The sequence below is a fragment of the Streptomyces sp. NPDC001822 genome, from assembly GCF_042892135.1.
Lineage (GTDB): Bacteria > Actinomycetota > Actinomycetes > Streptomycetales > Streptomycetaceae > Streptomyces.
This window is the reverse complement of the sequence record NZ_JBIATW010000008.1, coordinates 135,086-154,409: the sequence shown is the minus strand read 5'-3', so window position 1 is coordinate 154,409 and position 19,324 is coordinate 135,086. Positions and strand designations below refer to the sequence as shown.

Annotated in this window: 20 protein-coding genes, 1 tRNA gene and 1 riboswitch; of the genes, 8 read left to right on the top strand and 13 right to left on the bottom strand. The window is 69.2% G+C overall.

Annotated elements, in window-relative coordinates:
- Nucleotides 1-58 precede the first annotated feature (58 nt).
- The 5 genes from ACFYY2_RS20180 to ACFYY2_RS20160 all read right to left on the bottom strand — a co-directional run bounded on the left by ACFYY2_RS20180 (nucleotide 59) and on the right by ACFYY2_RS20160 (nucleotide 4,612).
- Nucleotides 59-769: a DUF1707 domain-containing protein gene (locus ACFYY2_RS20180; protein WP_388744667.1), complete on the bottom strand. Its 711-nt coding sequence runs from the start codon at nucleotides 767-769 to the stop codon at nucleotides 59-61.
- Between the two features lie 168 nt (nucleotides 770-937).
- Entirely contained in the window at nucleotides 938-1,693 is a 756-nt protein-coding gene (locus ACFYY2_RS20175; protein ID WP_388744664.1) for a 3-oxoacyl-ACP reductase family protein, read from the bottom strand.
- Between the two features lie 241 nt (nucleotides 1,694-1,934).
- Complete coding sequence (locus tag ACFYY2_RS20170) at nucleotides 1,935-2,918, bottom strand: ATP-binding cassette domain-containing protein (protein ID WP_388745078.1); 984 nt, start codon at nucleotides 2,916-2,918, stop codon at nucleotides 1,935-1,937.
- A gap of 19 nt (nucleotides 2,919-2,937) precedes the next feature.
- A complete protein-coding gene (locus ACFYY2_RS20165) occupies nucleotides 2,938-3,819 on the bottom strand; it encodes an ABC transporter permease (protein WP_388744661.1) in 882 nt (293 codons plus the stop codon).
- The gene (locus ACFYY2_RS20160; RefSeq protein ID WP_388744658.1) at nucleotides 3,812-4,612 is read right to left on the bottom strand and encodes an ABC transporter permease; all 801 of its coding nucleotides are present in this window, start codon (nucleotides 4,610-4,612) and stop codon (nucleotides 3,812-3,814) included. Before ACFYY2_RS20160 ends, ACFYY2_RS20165 begins: the two co-directional genes overlap by 8 nt.
- Before the next feature lie 166 nt (nucleotides 4,613-4,778).
- On the opposite strand from ACFYY2_RS20160, the gene ACFYY2_RS20155 reads away from it, so the two are divergent.
- Nucleotides 4,779-7,343, top strand: coding sequence for a transglycosylase domain-containing protein (locus ACFYY2_RS20155; protein ID WP_388744655.1), 2,565 nt, complete (start codon nucleotides 4,779-4,781; stop codon nucleotides 7,341-7,343).
- 4 nt (nucleotides 7,344-7,347) lie between these two features.
- Here the strand turns inward: ACFYY2_RS20155 and ACFYY2_RS20150 are convergent, their stop codons facing one another.
- From ACFYY2_RS20150 to ACFYY2_RS20140, 3 genes are all read right to left on the bottom strand, one after another.
- Nucleotides 7,348-7,668, bottom strand: coding sequence for a multidrug efflux SMR transporter (locus tag ACFYY2_RS20150; protein ID WP_329037710.1), 321 nt, complete (start codon nucleotides 7,666-7,668; stop codon nucleotides 7,348-7,350).
- 36 nt (nucleotides 7,669-7,704) lie between these two features.
- Nucleotides 7,705-7,777: riboswitch (guanidine-III (ykkC-III) riboswitch) on the bottom strand.
- A 51-nt stretch (nucleotides 7,778-7,828) separates the two neighbouring features.
- Nucleotides 7,829-8,164, bottom strand: coding sequence for a co-chaperone GroES (locus ACFYY2_RS20145; RefSeq protein WP_073747983.1), 336 nt, complete (start codon nucleotides 8,162-8,164; stop codon nucleotides 7,829-7,831).
- 176 nt (nucleotides 8,165-8,340) lie between these two features.
- Nucleotides 8,341-8,661 carry a DUF3618 domain-containing protein gene (locus tag ACFYY2_RS20140; protein ID WP_388744650.1) on the bottom strand — a complete coding sequence of 107 codons (321 nt, stop codon included), beginning with the start codon at nucleotides 8,659-8,661 and terminating at the stop codon, nucleotides 8,341-8,343.
- 128 nt (nucleotides 8,662-8,789) lie between these two features.
- Between ACFYY2_RS20140 and bcp the strand changes: the two genes are divergently transcribed.
- The 4 genes from bcp (at nucleotide 8,790) to ACFYY2_RS20120 (ending at nucleotide 12,481) form a co-directional block, all read left to right on the top strand.
- A complete protein-coding gene (gene bcp / locus ACFYY2_RS20135; protein ID WP_388744647.1) occupies nucleotides 8,790-9,257 on the top strand; it encodes a thioredoxin-dependent thiol peroxidase in 468 nt (155 codons plus the stop codon).
- Nucleotides 9,258-9,383: 126 nt separating this feature from the next.
- Nucleotides 9,384-10,880 (top strand): glycine betaine/L-proline transporter ProP, encoded by a 1,497-nt coding sequence (gene proP, locus ACFYY2_RS20130; RefSeq protein ID WP_388744644.1) that lies wholly within the window; start codon nucleotides 9,384-9,386, stop codon nucleotides 10,878-10,880.
- A 149-nt stretch (nucleotides 10,881-11,029) separates the two neighbouring features.
- Nucleotides 11,030-11,683: an HNH endonuclease gene (locus ACFYY2_RS20125; RefSeq protein WP_388744641.1), complete on the top strand. Its 654-nt coding sequence runs from the start codon at nucleotides 11,030-11,032 to the stop codon at nucleotides 11,681-11,683.
- 714 nt (nucleotides 11,684-12,397) lie between these two features.
- Nucleotides 12,398-12,481, top strand: a tRNA-Leu gene (locus ACFYY2_RS20120).
- Nucleotides 12,482-12,539: 58 nt separating this feature from the next.
- On the opposite strand, the gene rdgB is transcribed toward ACFYY2_RS20120, so the two are convergent.
- The 4 genes from rdgB to ACFYY2_RS20100 all read right to left on the bottom strand — a co-directional run bounded on the left by rdgB (nucleotide 12,540) and on the right by ACFYY2_RS20100 (nucleotide 14,833).
- The gene (gene rdgB, locus ACFYY2_RS20115) at nucleotides 12,540-13,142 is read right to left on the bottom strand and encodes an RdgB/HAM1 family non-canonical purine NTP pyrophosphatase (RefSeq protein ID WP_388744639.1); all 603 of its coding nucleotides are present in this window, start codon (nucleotides 13,140-13,142) and stop codon (nucleotides 12,540-12,542) included.
- A 65-nt stretch (nucleotides 13,143-13,207) separates the two neighbouring features.
- Nucleotides 13,208-13,597: a hypothetical protein gene (locus ACFYY2_RS20110; RefSeq protein WP_388744636.1), complete on the bottom strand. Its 390-nt coding sequence runs from the start codon at nucleotides 13,595-13,597 to the stop codon at nucleotides 13,208-13,210.
- A gap of 101 nt (nucleotides 13,598-13,698) precedes the next feature.
- The gene (gene rph, locus ACFYY2_RS20105) at nucleotides 13,699-14,436 is read right to left on the bottom strand and encodes a ribonuclease PH (protein WP_388744633.1); all 738 of its coding nucleotides are present in this window, start codon (nucleotides 14,434-14,436) and stop codon (nucleotides 13,699-13,701) included.
- 124 nt (nucleotides 14,437-14,560) lie between these two features.
- A complete protein-coding gene (locus ACFYY2_RS20100) occupies nucleotides 14,561-14,833 on the bottom strand; it encodes a glucose PTS transporter subunit EIIB (RefSeq protein WP_078597797.1) in 273 nt (90 codons plus the stop codon).
- A 182-nt stretch (nucleotides 14,834-15,015) separates the two neighbouring features.
- Here ACFYY2_RS20100 and ACFYY2_RS20095 point away from each other — a divergent pair, with 182 nt between their 5' ends.
- Entirely contained in the window at nucleotides 15,016-16,275 is a 1,260-nt protein-coding gene (locus tag ACFYY2_RS20095) for a PTS transporter subunit EIIC (RefSeq protein WP_388744630.1), read from the top strand.
- 257 nt (nucleotides 16,276-16,532) lie between these two features.
- Nucleotides 16,533-17,786, top strand: coding sequence for a PTS transporter subunit EIIC (locus tag ACFYY2_RS20090; RefSeq protein WP_388744627.1), 1,254 nt, complete (start codon nucleotides 16,533-16,535; stop codon nucleotides 17,784-17,786).
- Nucleotides 17,787-17,862: 76 nt separating this feature from the next.
- On the opposite strand, the gene ACFYY2_RS20085 is transcribed toward ACFYY2_RS20090, so the two are convergent.
- Nucleotides 17,863-18,615, bottom strand: coding sequence for an MBL fold metallo-hydrolase (locus ACFYY2_RS20085; protein WP_388744624.1), 753 nt, complete (start codon nucleotides 18,613-18,615; stop codon nucleotides 17,863-17,865).
- 172 nt (nucleotides 18,616-18,787) lie between these two features.
- Between ACFYY2_RS20085 and ACFYY2_RS20080 the strand changes: the two genes are divergently transcribed.
- Nucleotides 18,788-19,258 carry a type II toxin-antitoxin system PemK/MazF family toxin gene (locus ACFYY2_RS20080; RefSeq protein WP_388744621.1) on the top strand — a complete coding sequence of 157 codons (471 nt, stop codon included), beginning with the start codon at nucleotides 18,788-18,790 and terminating at the stop codon, nucleotides 19,256-19,258.
- Nucleotides 19,259-19,324 lie beyond the last annotated feature (66 nt).

Genomic DNA, 19,324 nt, shown 5'->3' with positions numbered 1-19,324 from the left:
CGCTCCCGGCACGGGCCGCCGGGAAACCCGGGGCGCTCCCGGCACGGGCCGCCGGGGTTCAGCCCAGCTCCTTGCGCCCGTCTCCCGTGTCCGGCTTCCGGAGACGCAGCCGCTCCGCCTCCAGCTCCCGCAGCCGCCGCTTCTCCGCCTTGCTCCGCTTGCGCTCCACACCGACGCCGCCCATCAGCGCGAACCCGGTGATCCTCACCCGCGGGGAGTCCGGGTGGGGGTCCTCCTCGTCGATCTTGGAGTGCTCGCCGAAACCGCCCATGACGCCCAGCCCGCTCACCTGGACGTCGAGGTCCGGCGGGACCGTCACCTGCATCCCGCCCATGATGGTGAAGCAGCGGATCACGACGTCGCGCTCCGCGAAGTGCGCCTCGCGCAGGTCGATCTCCCCGCCGCCCCACATCGCGAAGGCGGTGAACTGCCGCCCCACCGTCCACCGGCCCTTGCGGCTGAAGCCGCCCCAGAAGGCGAAGGCCCCCGACGACGTCGCCCGCCCCCCGATCCGCCCGGCCCAGTCGGCGTCCCGCCCCGTCCGCGCGGCGACCGGGCCGGTCGTGGGCCGGTCGGGGGTGCCGGGGACCGGGAGGTCCTGCACGAGCGGCACCAACTCCCCGTGCGTGCGCGCCCGGTAGGTCGCGTCCAGCCGCTGCTCGAACTCGTCCATCTCCAGCCGGCCCTCGGCCACGGCCTCCCGCAGGGTCTCCGCGACCCGCTCACGTTCCGCGTCGGAGGCACGCATGTCCGGGTTTTCGCTTGTCATACCGCGCACCCTATAGAGCAATGACCGGTCGGCCTACCGGCCGTTGCGCCATTCACGGGGGGATCGACGCCGCGTCGCACGCGCCGCGCCGCGACGCGGGAGGCCGTCCGTTCTCCTGCGGAGCCCACGGCCGTCCCGGCCGTGCTCCCTCATGGCCGGAACACGTGGTCAGACGTGGAAGCCGAGGCCGCTTCCACCGTCGACGTTCCAGCTCGCACCGGTCACGTACCAGGCGGCCGGGCTGGCGAGATAGGCCACCGCGTCGGCGATGTCGGACGGCTGGGCGTACTTGCCGATCGGCATGAACCCCGTCATCAACTGCGCGACGGGCCCCGAATCCGGGTTCGACTCGGTGTTCGTGGGTCCCACCTGCAGGTTGTTCACCGTGATACCCCGGGGACCGAGCTCGACGGCGACGGCCCGCGTCAGTCCGGCGACCGCGGCCTTGGACGCGCTGTACGCCCCCATGCCGCCGAAGGGCACGCTGTCGGCGACGACGCTCCCGATGTTGATCACCCGCGCACCCTCGGTGAAGTGCTCGGAAGCCGCCTGGATCGCGGTGAAGACGGCGGTGACGTTCAGAGCCATGATCCGGTCGAAGGCCTCGTCCGTGAACTCCGCCAGCGGAGCGACCTCTCCGTGGCCCGCGTTGTTGACCAGGATGTCGAGTCCGCCCAGCTCGGCGACGGTGGTCGCCACCGCCGAGCGGACGGCGCTGCGGTCCGCGGCGTCGGCCTGGATGGCCACGGCCCTGCCTCCGGCCGCCGCTATCTCCGCGACCAGGGCGTCCGCCGTGTCCTTCGCCCGGACGTAGGTGAATGCCACCGCGGCACCGTCGGCGGCCAGCCGGCGCACCACACCCGCGCCGATGCCACGCGAGCCTCCGGTGACCAGCGCCTTCTTACCGCTCAGTACGTCTGTCATCTCGCTGCTTTCCGTCTGCCGGGGAGTGGGTTCGTATGTGGTTCGGCCGCACGGGGCCGGACCGGCGCCCGTCTCCGAGGTCGAACAACAGTCAATCCACATTTAATTGACTCGTCAAATGATTGCTACAGGCGCGGCGCCGAAGCAACGAAGCAACGAAGCAACGAAGCAACGAAGCAGGGTTCCCACAACCGGTCACCCCATGACACTCATCCCGGTGTCGCACCGCGAACCGGTCGGCTCATCCGCCGGCCCGCTCGGAGACCGGTTCCTGTGCGTACATCTTCGCGATGACGGACTCGATGTCCGGCTCACGCACCGACAGATCGGCCAGCGGATAGTCCGCCGCGATGCGCGCCACCAGCGGCGCGGCCGACGCGGCCGCCGGGAAGGCCAGCCACTGCCGCGGACCCTCCACCTTCACCACCCGCACCGCGGGCTCCGACGCCAGCTCGATCGGCGGGAGTTCGCGCTCCAGGTCCACGACCAGCGTCCGCTCGCTCTCCCCCACCTCGTGCAGCCCGGCGAGCGCACCGTCGTACACCAGGCGGCCGTGGTCGATCACCATCACCCGCTCGCAGAGCTGCTCGATGTCGGTCAGATCGTGGGTCGTCAGGAGCACCGTCGTGGCGCGCTCCGCGTTCAGGTCCCGTAGGAAACCGCGCACCCTGGCCTTCGAGACCACGTCGAGCCCGATCGTCGGTTCGTCCAGGTACAGCACCTCCGGATCATGGAGCAGGGCCGCCGCGATGTCTCCCCGCATCCGCTGCCCCAGCGACAGCTGGCGCACCGGGACCTCCAGCAGTGCCGCCAGATCGAGGAGTTCGACACAGCGGTCCAGGTTCTCCCGGTAGCGACGGTCGGGGATCCGGTACATCCGGTGCATCAGCCGGTACGAGTCCCGCAGCGGCAGGTCCCACCACAGGGTCGTGCGCTGCCCGAACACCACCCCGATCCGGTGCGCCAGCCTCGTCCGCTCCCTCGACGGGTCGATGCCCGCCACTCGCAACCGCCCGCCGCTCGGCGTCAGGATGCCTGTCAGCATCTTGATGGTCGTCGACTTGCCCGCCCCGTTAGGGCCGATGTAGCCGACCATCTCACCACGCGGCACCCGGAAGCTGATCCCGTCCACCGCCCGCACCTCCCGCCGCTCACGGCGCAGGAAGCCCGTCCTGCGCCGCACGTCGAACACCTTCTCGATGCCGTCGAGTTCGATGAAGTCCATGTCGTCCACGTCCCACTCCTCAGCTTCCCGTGCTGCGGTACGACCGCAGCCCCACCCGCCACACCAGACCCGCGAGCACCCAGCAGCCACCCGCGACCAACGGTGGCAGGAAAGCCACCCACCGGGGCAGGTCCAGCGGATAGTCACGCCCCAGCACGTACAGCGCGGGCAGCCAGCTCACGAACGCCAGCGGCACGATGAACGTCACCCCGCGCACCAGGTCCCGGGCGAAGACCGACGGGGGGTACTGGAGCAGCGTCGTCCCCCCGTACGTGAACGCGTTCTGCACCTCCGAGGCGTCCTGCGCGTAGAACTGGAACGCCGCACCCGCCACGAACACCGCCCCGAAGATCGCCGCCCCGCTGAGCACCATCACCGGCAGCAGGACCACCTTCAGCGCGGTCCACTCGATGTCCAGCGTCACCAGCGCGTACCCCAGCACAAGGAGCGCCTGGGAGATCCGGCCCAGCCGGCGCAGCGCGAACCGGTCCGCCGCCACCTGTGCCAGCACCGGGACCGGCCGCACCAGCAGCGTGTCGAGCGTCCCGTCCCGCACCCGCTGCCCCAGCCGGTCCACCGAACCCAGCAGCAGATCGCACAGCCCGAACGCCGTCGCCGACATCCCGTACAGCAGAGCGACCTCCGGCAGCGTGTAGCCGCCCAGCGCGTCCACGTGCGAGAACATCAGCATGATCGTGACGAAGTCGAACCCCGTCATCAGGAAGTTCCCGACCGTCGTCATCACGAACGACGCCCGGTAGGCCATCGTCGAACGCACCCACATCGCCACGATCAGCCCGTACGCCCGGACCCCCTCCACGAACCTCGACCGGTCGGCGAAGGCGGCCTCCGCGATATCCGGCCCCGGCGCGGCCACCGCCTCCACCCGGACGTCAGCCACCCTGCACCACCACCCTCCTCGTCGCGACGGACTGCAGCAGACGTCCGGCCAGCAGCAGCACGACCGCCCACCCCGCCTGGAAGGCGTACGCGCTCAACAGGCCCCACCCCGTGTACCTGCCGAGGAACACGTCCGCCGGGACCTGGAGCAGCGACGACCACGGCAGAGCCCTCGCCACCTCGCCCAGCACACCCGGGAACAGCGTCAGGGGCAGGAGCATCCCGGAGAAGAAGAGGCCCGCCAGCATCGCCATCTGCAGCGCACCGGCCCCGTCCATCAGCCAGAACGCCGACAGCGCGACCAGGAACCGCAGCGCGAAGCTGACCACCACCCCCAGCAGCACCGACACCAGGAAGGCCGGCCACATCCACGGCGAACCCGGCAACGCCAGGTCGAAGGCCAGGGACCCCAGCACCATCGGCGCGACCCCGCGCCCCAGCAGATGGAACGCCGCCCGGCCCAGGTCCCCGGCCAGCCACCACAACTGGAGGTCGGCGGGCCGGTACAGGTCGACCGCGATGTCACCCGTACGGATCCGCTCCGTCAGCTCGCTCTCGAAGCCGCTGCCCATCATCGCGCAGGTCATCAGCAGCGCCTGACCCAGCCACACATAGGTCAGGGCCTCCGACTGGTCGTACCCGCCGAGCTGCGGGCGCTCGTCCCACAGGGCCAGATAGGTGTACGCGACGATGAAACCGAAGACGGTGTTCGTGAACACCCCCGCCAGCGTCGCCGTCCGGTAGGTGGCGTACCGCCGGAACCCACCGGCCGCAACCACCGCATAGAGCCGCACCGCGGGCCCTCCCCCTTCGCGTTTCCGGCACTCAGGACCAAAGCGCACGACCCTAGTCCAGGGCGTTCGGCCGCCGCGACCCCATTTCCGTGGAGGGATCCAAGGGTTCTCCGTCCGAAAAGTGCACTATGGGATAATCGTCCGCAGTCGAGGAGCCTCCACAGTCATGAGCGACGAGCCACCGCAGAACAGCGGAGACCCTGGTCAGCCGGGCTCCGGGGGCTGGGCCCCCCGGGACCCCTCGACCGCGGCCGCGACCCCCCGGCCCCCGCAGCCCGACGGCGCACGGGACGGCAAAGGGCGCAAGAAGCGCTCCAAGCGGCCCAAACGCACCGGATGGCGCCGTGCCGTCCCCACCTGGCGCATGACCCTCGCCGGCTTCCTCTTCCTCGCCCTGGTCCTCGTCGGCGGATTCATCGCCGGCTACCAGCTCGTCGACATCCCCGCCGCCAACGCCAGCGCCACCGCGCAGTCGAACGTCTACCTCTACGAGGACGGCACCGTCATCGCCCGCGACGGTGAGATCAACCGCGAGAACATCCCGCTCCGCAAGATCCCCCGCACCATCCAGCACGCCGTACTCGCCGCGGAGGACCGGGACTTCTACTCCGAGGACGCCATCGACATCAAGGCCACCCTCCGCGCCGGCTGGAACACCGCCACCGGCAAGGGCAGACAAGGCGGCTCCACGATCACCCAGCAGTACGTCAAGAACTACTACCTGGGCCAGGAGCAGACCCTCGTCCGCAAGGCCAAGGAACTCTTCATCTCCATCAAGCTCGACCGCGAACAGAGCAAGGACGAGATCCTGGAGGGCTACCTCAACACCAGCTACTTCGGCCGCAACGCCTACGGCATCCAGGCCGCCGCCCACGCCTACTACGGCAAGGACGTCGACCGCCTCGACGCGGGCGAAGGCGCCTACCTCGCCTCCCTCCTCAACGCCCCCAGCTCCTACGACGTCGTCGCCCACCCGGAGAACAAGCCCGCCGTGCTCGCCCGCTGGAAATACGTCCTCGACGGCATGGTCAAGCAGCACTGGCTCACCCCCGCCGACCGCGACGCCATGACCTTCCCCGTCCCCGGGAAGGTGAAGCCCGCCACCGCCCTCTCCGGCCAGCGCGGCTACATCGTCAAGGCCGTCAACGACTACCTCGCCGCCCACCGCATCATCGGCGAGGACACCCTCGCCACCGGCGGCTACCGCATCACCACCACACTGCAGAAGAAGAAGCAGCACGCCCTCGTCGACGCCGTCAAGGACAACGTCCTCGCGAAGACCAGCGAGGACCGCGAGGCCGACCGCAACGTACGCGCCGGTGGAGCCTCCATCGACCCCGCCAACGGCCACGTGGTCGCCCTCTACGGCGGCATCGACTACACCCGGCAGTACGTCAACAACGCGACCCGGCGCGACTACCAGGTCGGATCCACCTTCAAGCCCATCGTCCTCGCCGCCGCCCTCGCCAACGGGTCCACCACCCAGAAGGGCCGCGCGATCACCCCCAACACCCGCTACGACGGCACCAACGAACGCACCGTCCGCGGCGCCACCGGCTCCACCGGCTACTCCCCCGCCAACGAGGACGACGTCGACTACGGCTCCATCACCGTCCGCGAGGCCACCGACAAATCCGTCAACGCCGTCTACGCCCAGATGGCCCAGGACGTCGGACCCGACGAGGTCAAGGACACCGCGATCGCCCTCGGCATCCCCCGCGACACCCCCGACCTCACCGCCTCCCCCTCCATCGCACTCGGCCCCGCCACCGCCAGCGCCGTCGACATGGCGTCGGCCTACGCCACCCTCGCCGACCACGGGAAACAGCGGCCGTACACGCTCGTCGCGAAGATCAGCAAGAACGGCGACGCGCTCCCCCTCCCCGCCAGGACCACCCGACGCGCCATCAGCCGCGAGGCCGCCGACACCACGACCTCCGTCCTGCGCAGCGTCGTCGACGGCGGCACCGGAACCGCCGCCCAGGGCGCGGGCCGCCCCGCCGCCGGAAAGACGGGCACCGCCGAGGAGGACAAGGCCGCCTGGTTCGCCGGTTACACCCCCGACCTCGCCACCGTCATCGCCGTCATGGGCCAGGACCCCGAGACCGGAGTACAGAAACCGCTGTACGGCGCCCTCGGCCTGGCCCGCATGAACGGCGGCGGCGCACCCGCCCAGACCTGGGCCGCCTACACCCGGGCAGCGCTGGAAGGCACCGAGGTGCGGGACTTCGACCTGGAGGCGGACGAAGGCCCCGAGGAACCCGACCCGGACGAGAGTGACGGGGAAGAGGAAACCGAGAACACCGAAGACACGGAAGAAGCCGGAGACACGCGGGACACCCGGGACGCCGATAAGACCCCCGGCCCCCGCGCGTCCCGCGAGGCCCGCGAATCCGGCGAGGCCCGTGAATCCGGCGAGGGGCAGGACGGCACCCGCACCACCACCGAGAGCTCCCGCGTCCCGCGCACACCCCGAACCACCGCCCCTGACGGCATCGCCAACCCCGGGCCCCGCCGGGAAACGGCAGGACAGAGGTCCGAAGACCGCGAGAACGCGGGCAGCGCCCCCAGGACCCCCGACGACAACCGCCCGGGCGGAGACCGGAACCGTCCCGCCGAGGAGGAACACGGCGCATGGGGCGAAGTGCACGGCGCGCGGCAAGAACACGGCGCGCCGGAAGAGGAACACCACCCCGCCGACACGGCCCCCCTCGCCCCCGGCCGCACCTGAACCGTCAGTGCCCGGAGGTCGCCTTCAGCCCCACCACCGCGACGAGCAGCAGACAGACGAAGAAGATCCGGGCCGCCGTCACCGGCTCGTGCAGCACCACCATGCCCAGCACCGCCGCACCCGCCGCGCCGATCCCGACCCACACCCCGTACGCGGTACCGATCGGCAGTGTCTTCGCCGCCTGCGACAGCAGCATCATGCTGGCCACGATCCCCATACCGGTGAACACACTCGGCCACAGCCGCGTGAACCCGTCGGTGTACTTCATCCCGATCGACCAGCCCACCTCGAGCAGACCCGCGACGATCAGCAGAACCCAGGCCACGACAGCACCTCCACGACGAGACACGCGAACAGAACGGGTGCGTCGTCTTTACGGAAAACCCGGTACGGCGCGTCTCGTCGGGGTCCCACCACCGTAGCAAAGGGCAGGCAAAAGGCCTGGTGAAAACCGTCACCAGGCCTCACGGGCACGCCACCGCGCCCTACAGGTAGAGCCCCGTCGAATCCACCGAACCCTCGAACCGGTCAGCGGCCACGGCATGCAGATCCCGCTCCCGCATCAGCACGTACGCCACGCCCCGCACCTCGACCTCGGCACGGTCCTCCGGGTCGTACAGCACCCGGTCACCCGGCTCCACCGTCCGCACGTTCTGGCCCACCGCGACCACCACGGCCCACGCCAGACGCCGGCCCACCGCCGCCGTCGCCGGAATCAGGATGCCGCCGCCGGAACGCCGCTCGCCCTCGGGCGAATCCGACCGGACCAGCACACGGTCGTGCAGCATCCGGATCGGCAGCTTGTCGTCGGTGTTGCTCATGCCGTTGTCGCTCACGCGCAGAAACCTACCTGTCCCGCACCGCACGACACGCCCCAGGGCCCGCCCGGAAACCTCCGCCGGCACGCCGCCCGACACGCCGGCACCGGCCACCGGCACGGCACACGACACGCCGGCAGCGGCCCTCGGCGGCCCCGCGCCACGCCCGGCACGGGCCCTCAGCGCTTCCGGCGACCCGTCGACAGCGTCAGCAGCGCCACCACGCCGACCACCACCACCGCCGCCGGAATGACCCGCTCCAGCCGCGGCGAACCGTCCTCCGACACGAACTGTGCCCGCACGTCCGAAACCGAACGGTTCACAGCGACGAAAGCGCGCCCGGCCGTCCGGTCCACCGTCGACGCGACCTTGGCCTTCGCGTCACCCATGATCGTCTTCGGGTGCACCCGCACGCCGATCTCGTCCAGCACCAACGCAAGCTGCTGCCGCCTGCTGATGATGTCCGCCTCGATCTGCGCAGGGGTCCTCGTATCCGACACTGCGCCGCCTCCGTGGTCGTCGTCGGTAAACCTTCATCGACAGTCTGTCAGCTCGACCGCCCCTACACCCGGCGGCACCCCCTATTACGCTCGGTGCGACACAGCCCGCGTGCCACTCGAGGAGAAACATGAGCGAGCGACTGCAGACAGGCGACACCGCCCCCGCCTTCACCCTTCCGGACGCCGACGGCAAGGAGGTCTCGCTCTCGGACCACAGGGGCCGCAAGGTCATCGTCTACTTCTACCCCGCGGCGCTTACCCCCGGTTGCACCAAGCAGGCCTGCGACTTCACCGACAACCTGGAGCTGCTGACGGGCGCCGGATACGACGTCATCGGCGTGTCGCCCGACAAGCCGGAGAAGCTCGCCACGTTCCGCGAGAAGGAGAACCTCAAGGTCACCCTGGTCGGCGACCCCTCCAAGGAGACCCTGGAGGCGTACGGCGCCTACGGCGAGAAGAAGCTCTACGGCAAAGTGGTGACGGGGGTCATCCGCTCCACGATCGTCGTCGACGAAGAGGGCAAGGTGGAGAAGGCCCTCTACAACGTCAAGGCGACCGGACACGTCGCCAAGATCATCAAGGACCTGGGCATCTGACCCCGTCCGGGGCGATCCCCGCCACACGATGTGACCGACGTCGCAAACGACCGTGAATTCGGTTTGCAACCGCCATGACCGCGCAGAAGCCTTTCCTGGAACACCGTTCGACGAAAGGAACCGGCCATGGCGGCCTCCGACCCCCACCAGGCGGCCGACCCTGATGCGGTCAAACGGCACCCCGCGCTCTTCCGGGCCATCCGGAAACGCCAGAACCCCCGGCTCCGCCGGACGGACATCACCGTCACCGACGACCAGGCGGTCAAGCGCGCGGTGAAGGCGGCGTCGCTCGGTAACGCCATGGAGTGGTTCGACTTCGGCATCTACTCCTACCTGGCCGTCACCATCGGGCACGTCTTCTTCCCGTCCGGGAACGACACCACCCAGCTCCTCTCGTCGTTCGCCACCTTCGCCGTCGCCTTCCTCGTACGGCCGCTCGGCGGCATGTTCTTCGGCCCCATGGGCGACAAGATCGGCCGCAAGAAGGTCCTCGCCCTCACGATGATCCTCATGGCGGTCGGCACCTTCGCGATCGGCCTCATCCCCTCCCACGGCACCATCGGCGTGTGGGCGGCGGTCCTCCTGATCTTCTTCCGGATGCTCCAGGGCTTCTCCACCGGCGGCGAGTACGGCGGCGCATCGACCTTCATCGCCGAATACGCCCCCGACAAGCGCCGGGGCTTCTTCGGCAGCTTCCTCGAATTCGGCACCCTCGCCGGCTACGTCGGCGCCGCCGGCCTGGTCACCCTCCTCTACGCCCTCCTGGACACCGGCCAGATGGAGTCCTGGGGCTGGCGCATCCCGTTCCTCGTCGCCGGACCCCTCGGCCTCGTCGGCCTCTACCTGCGACTGCGCCTGGACGAGACGCCCGCCTTCCAGAAGCTCGAAGGCGGCACCGCCCACGCCACGGAGGCGGCCGACCACGTCGAGTCCACCGCCAAGGGCGACCTGGCCAAGATCTTCCGCCAGTACTGGCCGACACTGATCCTCTGCATCGCCCTGGTCGGCGCGTACAACATCACCGACTACATGCTCCTGTCCTACATGCCGACCTACCTCTCCGACGAGCTCGGCTACAGCGAGACCCACGGGCTGCTCATCCTGCTCGGCGTCATGGTGGTCCTGATGGTGATCATCAGCCGGTTCGGCAAGCTCTCCGACCGCTTCGGACGCAAGCCCCTGCTGATGACCGGGATGCTGGGATTCCTGTTCCTGTCCCTGCCGGCCTTCCTGCTCATCCGCCAGGGCAGCATCCCGGCGATCACCGCCGGCATGCTGATGCTCGGACTCTCCCTGGTCTGCCTGCTGGGCACCATGTCGGCGGCCCTCCCCGCCCTGTTCCCGACCAACGTCCGCTACGGCTCCCTGTCGGTCGGCTACAACCTCTCGGCCTCGATCTTCGGCGGCACCACACCGCTGGTGATCACGGCCCTGATCAGCTGGAGCGGCACGAACCTCATGCCGGCGTACTACGCGATGGCGGCGGCCCTGGTCGGCGTGATCGCGGTGGCCTGCATGAAGGAGACCGCCAACCAGCCCCTGGCCGGCTCCCCGCCCTCGGTGGAGACGGAGCAGGAGGCGGCCGATCTGGTCCAGGCCCAGAGCCCGGACCCGAAGTTCTGACACGCCCCCCTCCCGGAAGGGCCCGTACCGCCTCCCCACAAGCGGTACGGGCCCTTCCGCATCTCGCCGCATTCCGGACGTGACCATCCGATAAACGGTTCGTTGATCCGTACGAGGCCGCGAACGCGTGGCCGGATGCGGAGGGGGACATGCCAGTAAGCCCGTACACGCGCGAACGCCTCGCAGAGGCGGCCACGTCGTCGCGCACGCTCTCGGAGGCACTGACCAAGCTCGGAGCCGACCCGAAAAGCGGGTCGCGGCGGTACGTGCAGGAGCGCATGAAGAAGTTGGGTGTCGCCACCGGGCACTTCGAGCGCGAGGGTGCTCGATGGACCAAGGAAGTCCTGGAGCCTGTGGTGGCCGCGTCGACGAGCGTGTACGAGGTGCTTCATCACCTCGGACTCGAAGCGGTGGGAGGCCACCACACCAACATCAGCCGCCGCATCAAGGCATACGGCATCAGTACCTCGCATTTCACCCCGTTGACCAGAGCAGGGATGAAGCAGCGGCGCCGCACGCCCCGGGAGTGGCTGTCGGAGGACGCTTCTCCCACTGCTCGCCGAGTTCCGGGCGCCCGCCTCAAATCCGCCATGTCAGCACTGGGTGTCGCAGAACTCTGCGCCCTCTGCGAGACAGAACCGGTCTGGCAAGGGCGCCCGCTCCCGCTCGAAGTGGACCACATCAACGGGAACTGGCGCGACAACCGCCTGGAGAATCTTCGTCTGCTCTGTCCCAACTGCCATTCGGCGACCGACACATACCGCGGCCGCGCCAAAGGCCGCCGCGCACGGAGCGACCTGTGAGCCCGAGGCGCCAGTACCCCCGTGACCGGCTGACCGATGCCGCAGAGCGCTGCTCGAACATCGACGAGGTCATGACCTTCTTCGGCGCTCGTCCCCACGGGCAGCTTGGCCGATACTTGTTACGACGGTTCGCCCACTTCGGGATCGATGTCTCCCACTTTCGCCGCACAGGCTCCGACACAGTCGCGTCCCGCCCATCCCGGGAAGAGTTGCGTGAGGCAGTGGCGAACTCTCGATCACTGGCGGAACTGCTGCGCGTGCTTGGCCGTCGGGACAACGGACATCAACGGAATCTGCTGCACCGGTGGATGGCGGAAGAAGGCGTGTCAACCTCGCACTTCCTGGGGCAGGCACACCAGCGCGGCAAGTCCTCTCCGACGCCTGCCCGGCACCCGAGGGATCTACTGGTGAGGCACCGCGGTGAGCGCCGCACCAAGACCGCGCTTCTGCGCCGCGCCCTCTCCGAGGTCGGCGTACCCGAGCGGTGCGGTGGATGCGGAACCGGACCGCTCTGGCGCGGGAATCCGATCACCCTGGAGATCGACCACATCAACGGTGACTGGAGGGATGACCGAGCCGAGAATCTGCGTCTCCTCTGCCCGAACTGTCACGCCATCACCAGCACGTGGTGCCGAGGAGGCGCGCACCGAACAGGGCACCCTCGAGACTCACACACCACCCGAGCCGACAGGCCGGTATCATGGCGGACGGCTAGCGGCGGTGGTGCATCGGTGACACAGCAGACTTAGGATCTGTGGCCCGTGAAACGGCTTGAGGGTTCGAATCCCTTCCGCCGCACTCTGAACGGCCTGCGCATCGAAGGATCGATGCGCAGGCCGTTTGTGCGTCCGGAGACTTACCCCACCAGCTCCCGCACCACCGGCACCAGCGCCCGGAACGCCTTCCCCCGGTGGCTGATCGCGTTCTTCTCCGCCGGCGTGAGTTCCGCGCACGTGCGGGTCTCGTCGTCCGGCTGGAGGATCGGGTCGTAGCCGAAGCCGTGCGTGCCGGCCGGGGTGTGGCGCAGGGTGCCGTTGAGGCGGCCCTCGACCACCCGTTCCGTGCCGTCGGGCAGGGCCAGGGCGGCGGCGCAGGCGAAGTAGGCGCCGCGGTGGGGGGCGTCGATGTCGCCGAGCTGGGCCAGGAGCAGGTCCAGGTTGGCCCGGTCGTCGCCGTGGGTGCCGGACCAGCGGGCGGAGAAGATGCCGGGTGCGCCGCCGAGCACGTCGACGCAGAGGCCCGAGTCGTCGGCGATGGCGGGGTGGCCGGTGGCCTGGGCCAGGGCGTGCGCCTTGAGGAGTGCGTTCTCGGCGAAGGTGACGCCGGTTTCCTTGACGTCGGGGATGTCCGGGTACGCGTCCGCGCCGACGAGGTCGTGGGTCAGGCCCGCGTCGGCGAGGATCGCGTGGAGTTCGGTGATTTTCCCGGCGTTGCGGGTGGCGAGGATCAGGCGCGTCATGCGTCGATTATCGCCGCCTGCCGACGGGTTCGGCCCTCCCGGTCCCGGGGTGGGGCCGTTCCCGGTCAGGGGGTGCAGACCTTGCCGATCTCGGTGGCCGCGTCGGTGACGGGAGTGATGTCGGGGGTGGCGTCGCCCTTGTCGAGGGAGTCGCGGACGTTGGTGACGCCGGCCTGGAGGTCGTCGACCGCCTTGCTGAGGTCGGCGTTGTCGGTGGTGTCGCCGAGGTCCTTGAGGTCCTTGTCGATCTGGTCCAGGGCTTCCGAGGCTTGCGTGGGGTCGTTGGAAGCGTTGGATATCGCCTGTTGGAGGCTGTTGACGCTGGTGGCGATGGCGTCGGCGGTGCGTACGCAGTCGAGGGCCTTGTCGACGGCGCCGCAGCCTGCCGCGGCGGTGAGGGTCAGCAGGGTTGCGGTGACGGCGAGTGCGGTGCGGTGGTGGCGGCGCGAGGCCATGGTGCGGTCCCTCCCCGGAGCGGATGCGTGGACGGGCACACGGTTCGACCCGTGCGCCCGTGCTCGTTACGACGCTGTGCGCTGCGCTTTTGGTTGCTTCTTTACTCGCCGAGTGTGCGGGCGAGGGCTTCTTCCTGGAGCTTGGCGAGGTCGACGCAGCCGGCGGTGGCGAGGTCGAGGAGGGCGTCGAGTTCGGTGCGGTCGAAGGGCTGGGCCTCGGCGGTTCCCTGGACTTCGACGAAGCGGCCGTCGCCGGTGCAGACGACGTTCATGTCGGTGTCGGCGCGGACGTCCTCCTCGTAGCAGAGGTCGAGGAGGGGGGTGCCGTCGACGATGCCGACGCTGACGGCGGCGACGGTGCCGGTGAGGGGCTTGCGGCCGTGCTTGATGATCTTCTTGCCCTGGGCCCAGGCGACGGCGTCGGCGAGGGCGACGTAGGCGCCGGTGATGGCGGCGGTGCGGGTGCCGCCGTCGGCCTGGAGGACGTCGCAGTCGAGGACGATGGTGTTCTCGCCGAGGGCCTTGTAGTCGATCACCGCGCGCAGGGAGCGGCCGATGAGGCGGCTGATCTCGTGGGTGCGGCCGCCGATCTTGCCGCGTACGGATTCGCGGTCGCCGCGGGTGTTGGTGGAGCGGGGCAGCATGGAGTACTCGGCGGTGACCCAGCCTTCGCCGCTGCCTTTGCGCCAGCGGGGGACGCCTTCGGTGACGGAGGCCGTGCAGAAGACCTTGGTGTCGCCGAAGGAGATGAGCACGGAGCCTTCGGCGTGCTTGCTCCATCCGCGTTCGATGGTGACGGGGCGGAGCTGTTCGGGGGTGCGGCCGTCGATGCGAGACATGGCGTCGAGCCTATCGGCTGGGGACGCGGGGTCTGTTCGGGTGCACGGCAGGCCCCGCTCCTTGCCGGTCGGGGGCGGAGCGGGGCCTGCGCGTGGGTTCGGGTGGGCCGGTGGTGTCAGCCGGTCACATCATGTCTTCGATGTCGGCGGCGATGGGGTCGGCGTCGGTGCCGATGACGACCTGGATCGCGGTGCCCATCTTGACGACGCCGTGGGCTCCGGCGGCCTTGAGCGCGGCTTCGTCGACCTTGCTGGGGTCGTGGACCTCGGTGCGGAGGCGGGTGATGCAGCCTTCGATCTCGTCGATGTTCTCGATACCGCCGAGGCCGGCGACGATCTTCTCAGCCTTGCTGGCCATGTCCTTCTCCCTGGTCTGTGCGTGCGTGGGGCGGCCCACCGTGGGTCCGTTTCGTCACGGTAACGCACGGTTGGCCCAACTTCGCGGGCGAGTAACCGCACGGTCCCCAATGATGACGATCACCGGCACCCTGCCTTCCGGCAGGGCTCCGCACCGTATCGCAACTGGTCTACACCAGTTTCCAACGACGGCCAAACCAGGCTTGTTCCGGGAGGAAGCCGATGAGTTCGAGCGCGGCGGCAGTACCGCAGCGGCAGTGGTGGAACGGGCCGGTCCAGGGCCTGCAGAAGGTGGGCCGCAGCCTGCAGCTGCCGGTGGCCGTCCTGCCCGCCGCCGGCCTCCTGGTCAGCCTCGGCAATCTCTTCGGCTCCTCGCTGCACGGCGCCTTCTGGGACAAGTTCTCCAAGGTCCTGCTCAACGGCGGCGGGGCGATCCTCAACGGCGACCTGGGCCTGCCCCTGCTGTTCTGCATCGGCGTGGCCATCGGTTTCGCGAAGAAGGCCGACGGTTCGACCGCGCTCGCGGCGGTGGTCGGGTTCCTCGTCTACCGGGGTGTGCTGACGGCGTTCCCGGTCGACGGCTCGGTGACCAAGGCGCTGCCCGCCGGGACGCCCCAGAACCCGGGGGTCCTCGGCGGCATCATCATCGGCCTGCTGACCGCGGTCGTCTGGCAGCGCTACCACCGCACCAAGCTGGTCGACTGGCTCGGCTTCTTCAACGGCCGCCGCCTGGTCCCGATCCTGATGGCGTTCCTCTGCGTGATCCTGGGCACCCTGTTCGGCCTGCTCTGGCAGCCGGTCGGTGACGCGCTGACCTGGTTCGCCAAGCAGTTGATCGATCTGGGCGCCTGGGGTGCGGCGATCTTCGGGTTCGCGAACCGGCTGCTGATCCCGATCGGCATGCACCAGTTCCTGAACACCTTCTTCTGGTTCCAGGCGGGTGAGTTCACCGGCGGGGACGGGGCGACCGTCCAGGGCGACATCTCCCGGTTCTTCGCCGGAGACCCGTCGGCGGGTCAGTTCACCTCGGGCTTCTTCCCGATCTTCATGTTCGGGCTGCCCGCCGCCGCCCTGGCCATCGCGCACACCGCGCGGCCGGAGCGGCGCAAGGAGGTGTCCGGGCTCATGCTCTCCGTGGCACTGACGTCGTTCGTGACGGGTGTGACGGAGCCGATCGAGTTCTCGTTCCTCTTCGTCGCTCCGCTGCTGTACGGGGTGCACGCCATCCTCACCGGTGTCTCGATGGGCGTCACGTGGGCGTTCGGCGTGCACGCCGGATTCAGCTTCTCGGCGGGACTGATCGACTACGTCGTCAACTGGCACCTGGACACCAAACCGTGGCTGATCGTCCCGATCGGGCTGTGCTTCGCGGTGATCTATTATGTGATCTTCCGGTTCGCGATCACCAAGTTCAATCTCCAGACCCCCGGGCGGGAGCCCGTGGAGGAGGAGAGGAAGACGGAGGAGGACCTCACCAAGTAGTAGAGGCCCCTTCCCTTCCGCAAGGCCCCCGGACCCACCGGTCCGGGGGCCTTCGCCGTGTCACCCAGGGTGGCGGTGGAACTACGCCGCAAACAGGAGGTATTCGAAGGTTCCTTATCCAACCCTCACCGTGCTAAAACTGGTCTACACCACTGAGTGGTCCAGACCACGCGGCTGTCTCTCCGCCGCGTTCCTCAAGTCGTCGCCTCCCCGGTATCCCCGTCCCCGGCGACGCCTTGCCTTACCGGAGGAAGTTCATGAGTACGGACACCGCTGCCGCCCCGGCGGCACCCGCGAAGAAGCGGGGTGCCGGCGTGTTCCAGGGCCTGCAGAAGATCGGGCGCAGCCTGCAGCTGCCGATCGCCGTTCTGCCGGCGGCAGGCCTTCTGCTGCGACTCGGACAGGGTGACGTCCACGACAAGCTCAACCTGCCGGACAAGGTCACAGCGGTGTTCGCCACCGCCGGTGGTGCGATCTTCGACAACCTGCCGCTGCTGTTCTGCGTCGGTGTCGCGATCGGCTTCGCCAAGAAGGCGGACGGTTCCACGGCCCTCGCGGCCCTCGTCGGCTTCCTGGTCTACAGCAACGTCCTGAAGGCCTTCCCGGTCACCGAGGCCAAGGTCCAGGACGGCGCGGACATAGCCGCGACCTACAACAACCCCGGCGTGCTCGGCGGCATCGTCATGGGCCTCCTCGCTGCCGTGCTGTGGCAGAGGTTCCATCGCAAGAAGCTCGTGGACTGGCTCGGCTTCTTCAACGGCCGCCGGCTCGTTCCGATCATCATGGCCTTCGTCGGCACCCTCATGGGCGTCTTCTTCGGCCTGGTCTGGGAGCCGATCGGTGAGGTCATCTCGGACTTCGGCGAGTGGATGACCGGCCTGGGTGCCGTGGGCGCCGGCCTGTTCGGTCTGATCAACCGCGCACTGATCCCGGTCGGCATGCACCAGTTCGTGAACACCGTCTCCTGGTTCCAGATCGGCGACTTCACCAACTCCGCGGGCGCGGTCGTCCACGGTGACCTCAACCGCTTCTTCGCGGGGGACCCCCACGCGGGACAGTTCATGTCGGGCTTCTTCCCGATCATGATGTTCGGCCTCCCGGCGGCCGCGATAGCCATCGCTCACTCCGCCCGCCCCGAACGCCGCAAGGCCGTGATGGGCATGATGGTCTCGCTCGCGCTCACCTCGTTCGTGACGGGTGTGACCGAGCCGATCGAGTTCTCGTTCATGTTCATCGCCCCGGTGCTGTACGGGATCCACGCAGTCCTCACCGCCGTGTCCATGGCGGTTACCTGGGCGTTCGGCGTGCACGCCGGCTTCACCTTCTCCGCAGGCGCGATCGACTACGGCCTGAACTGGAACCTGGCGACCAAGCCCTGGCTGATCATCCCGATCGGTCTGGTCTTCGCGGTGATCTACTACGCGGTATTCCGCTTCGCCATCACGAAGTTCAACCTCCCCACCCCGGGCCGTGAGCCCGAGGAGGAGGTCGAGGACCTCACCAAGGCGTAAGCCCTGGCAGACGGAACCGAGAAGCCCCCACCGCCCGATCCGGGAGGTGGGGGCTTCGTCCTGCGCGGGCCGGGACTCAGACCTCGTACACCGCGCCGGGTACCGCCAGCTCGACCGGGCCGTCGTACACCTCGCGGGCGTCGGAGAGATTGCGTTCGGCGTCCGTCCACGGCGGGATGTGGGTGAGGACCAGGCGGCCCGCTCCGGCGCGTGCGGCGTACTCGCCGGCTTCCCGGCCGTTGAGGTGGAGGTCCGGGATGTCCTCCTTGCCGTGGATGAACGATGCTTCGCAGAGGAACAGGTCGGCGCCCTCCGCGAGTTCGGCCAGCGCCTCGCAGGTGCCCGTGTCGCCCGAGTACGTGAGGGCCCGGCCCTCGTGCTCGACTCGGATGCCGAAGGTCTCGACGGGGTGGCAGACCTTTTCCGTGCGGACGGAGAAGGGGCCGATCTCGAAGGATCCGGACTTCAGCGTGTGGAAGTCGAAGACCTCGCTCATCGCGTGGTCGGACGGGGTGTCGGCGTGAGCCGTGGTCAGGCGCCTTTCGGTGCCCTCGGGTCCGTACACGGGGATCGCGGCGGGTCGGCCGCCGTCGAACCGGTAGTAGCGGACGACGAAGTACGCGCACATGTCGATGCAGTGATCGGCATGGAGGTGGCTGAGGAAGATGGCGTCGAGGTCGTAGAGACCGACATGGCGCTGCAGCTCGCCGAGGGCACCGTTGCCCATGTCGAGGAGCAGCCGGAAGCCGTCGGCCTCTACGAGGTAGCTCGAGCATGCCGAACCCGTGGAGGGGAACGAGCCGGAGCAGCCGACGACGGTGAGCTTCATGGAGCGTGAACCTCCGAGGCCTGGGAACGGGGAGGGTTCGTGCGATCCGTCGAGCCTAAGGCGCGAAACGGGCGGTCGCTCCTCCATGGCCTGCCGTTGTGGGGGAACTCACCTGTGCTGTCACCGGTTCGATGGAAGACCGGGTGCCGTGGGGCGCGGGTACGGTCGGGGGATGAACACGTGGTGGTGGGCGGCGCTGGCCGCCGTGGTCCTGCTGGCGCTCGTGGCGTCGGTCTCCGATGCGCGGGGCCGGGGCGGGCGTGGTCCGCGGCGTCCGGGCGGGCGGAGCCGTCCGCCGGGGCGGGCTCCGGAGCGGAAGAGGGGCCGGCCGCACGGTGAGCCGCGGCCGGGGGAGATCTGGTGGGCCGACGTGCCGTACGAGGACGGGCCCGGGTCGAAGGACCGGCCGTGTCTGGTGCTGTCGGTGCGGGGTGGCACGGCCGTCGTCGCCAAGATCACCAGTAAGCACCATGAGGAGCGTCCGGGGGTGATCGCGTTGCCGCCGGGTGCGGTGGGGGACGCGCGGGGCCGGCGGAGCTTCCTGGAGACGGACGAGCTGCGGGACGTGGCGGTGTCGGCGTTCCGCCGTAAGGCCGGTGAGGTGGAGCCGGGGCTGTGGGACCGGGTGCGCGGTCTGGGGTGAGCGCGCGGGAGGCGCGGGGCGGACCGTGATCCCCGCCCCACGCCTCCTGAGGTCCTGGGTCCCGCT

Coding starts and splice junctions, on each gene's coding strand:
- ACFYY2_RS20180 (WP_388744667.1), bottom strand. CDS start 769: ATGACAAGCGAAAACCCGGACATGCGTGCCTCCGACGCGGAACGTGAG.
- ACFYY2_RS20175 (WP_388744664.1), bottom strand. CDS start 1,693: ATGACAGACGTACTGAGCGGTAAGAAGGCGCTGGTCACCGGAGGCTCG.
- ACFYY2_RS20170 (WP_388745078.1), bottom strand. CDS start 2,918: ATGGACTTCATCGAACTCGACGGCATCGAGAAGGTGTTCGACGTGCGG.
- ACFYY2_RS20155 (WP_388744655.1), top strand. CDS start 4,779: ATGAGCGACGAGCCACCGCAGAACAGCGGAGACCCTGGTCAGCCGGGC.
- ACFYY2_RS20145 (WP_073747983.1), bottom strand. CDS start 8,164: ATGAGCAACACCGACGACAAGCTGCCGATCCGGATGCTGCACGACCGT.
- bcp (WP_388744647.1), top strand. CDS start 8,790: ATGAGCGAGCGACTGCAGACAGGCGACACCGCCCCCGCCTTCACCCTT.
- proP (WP_388744644.1), top strand. CDS start 9,384: ATGGCGGCCTCCGACCCCCACCAGGCGGCCGACCCTGATGCGGTCAAA.
- ACFYY2_RS20125 (WP_388744641.1), top strand. CDS start 11,030: ATGCCAGTAAGCCCGTACACGCGCGAACGCCTCGCAGAGGCGGCCACG.
- rdgB (WP_388744639.1), bottom strand. CDS start 13,142: ATGACGCGCCTGATCCTCGCCACCCGCAACGCCGGGAAAATCACCGAA.
- ACFYY2_RS20110 (WP_388744636.1), bottom strand. CDS start 13,597: ATGGCCTCGCGCCGCCACCACCGCACCGCACTCGCCGTCACCGCAACC.
- rph (WP_388744633.1), bottom strand. CDS start 14,436: ATGTCTCGCATCGACGGCCGCACCCCCGAACAGCTCCGCCCCGTCACC.
- ACFYY2_RS20095 (WP_388744630.1), top strand. CDS start 15,016: ATGAGTTCGAGCGCGGCGGCAGTACCGCAGCGGCAGTGGTGGAACGGG.
- ACFYY2_RS20090 (WP_388744627.1), top strand. CDS start 16,533: ATGAGTACGGACACCGCTGCCGCCCCGGCGGCACCCGCGAAGAAGCGG.
- ACFYY2_RS20085 (WP_388744624.1), bottom strand. CDS start 18,615: ATGAAGCTCACCGTCGTCGGCTGCTCCGGCTCGTTCCCCTCCACGGGT.
- ACFYY2_RS20080 (WP_388744621.1), top strand. CDS start 18,788: ATGAACACGTGGTGGTGGGCGGCGCTGGCCGCCGTGGTCCTGCTGGCG.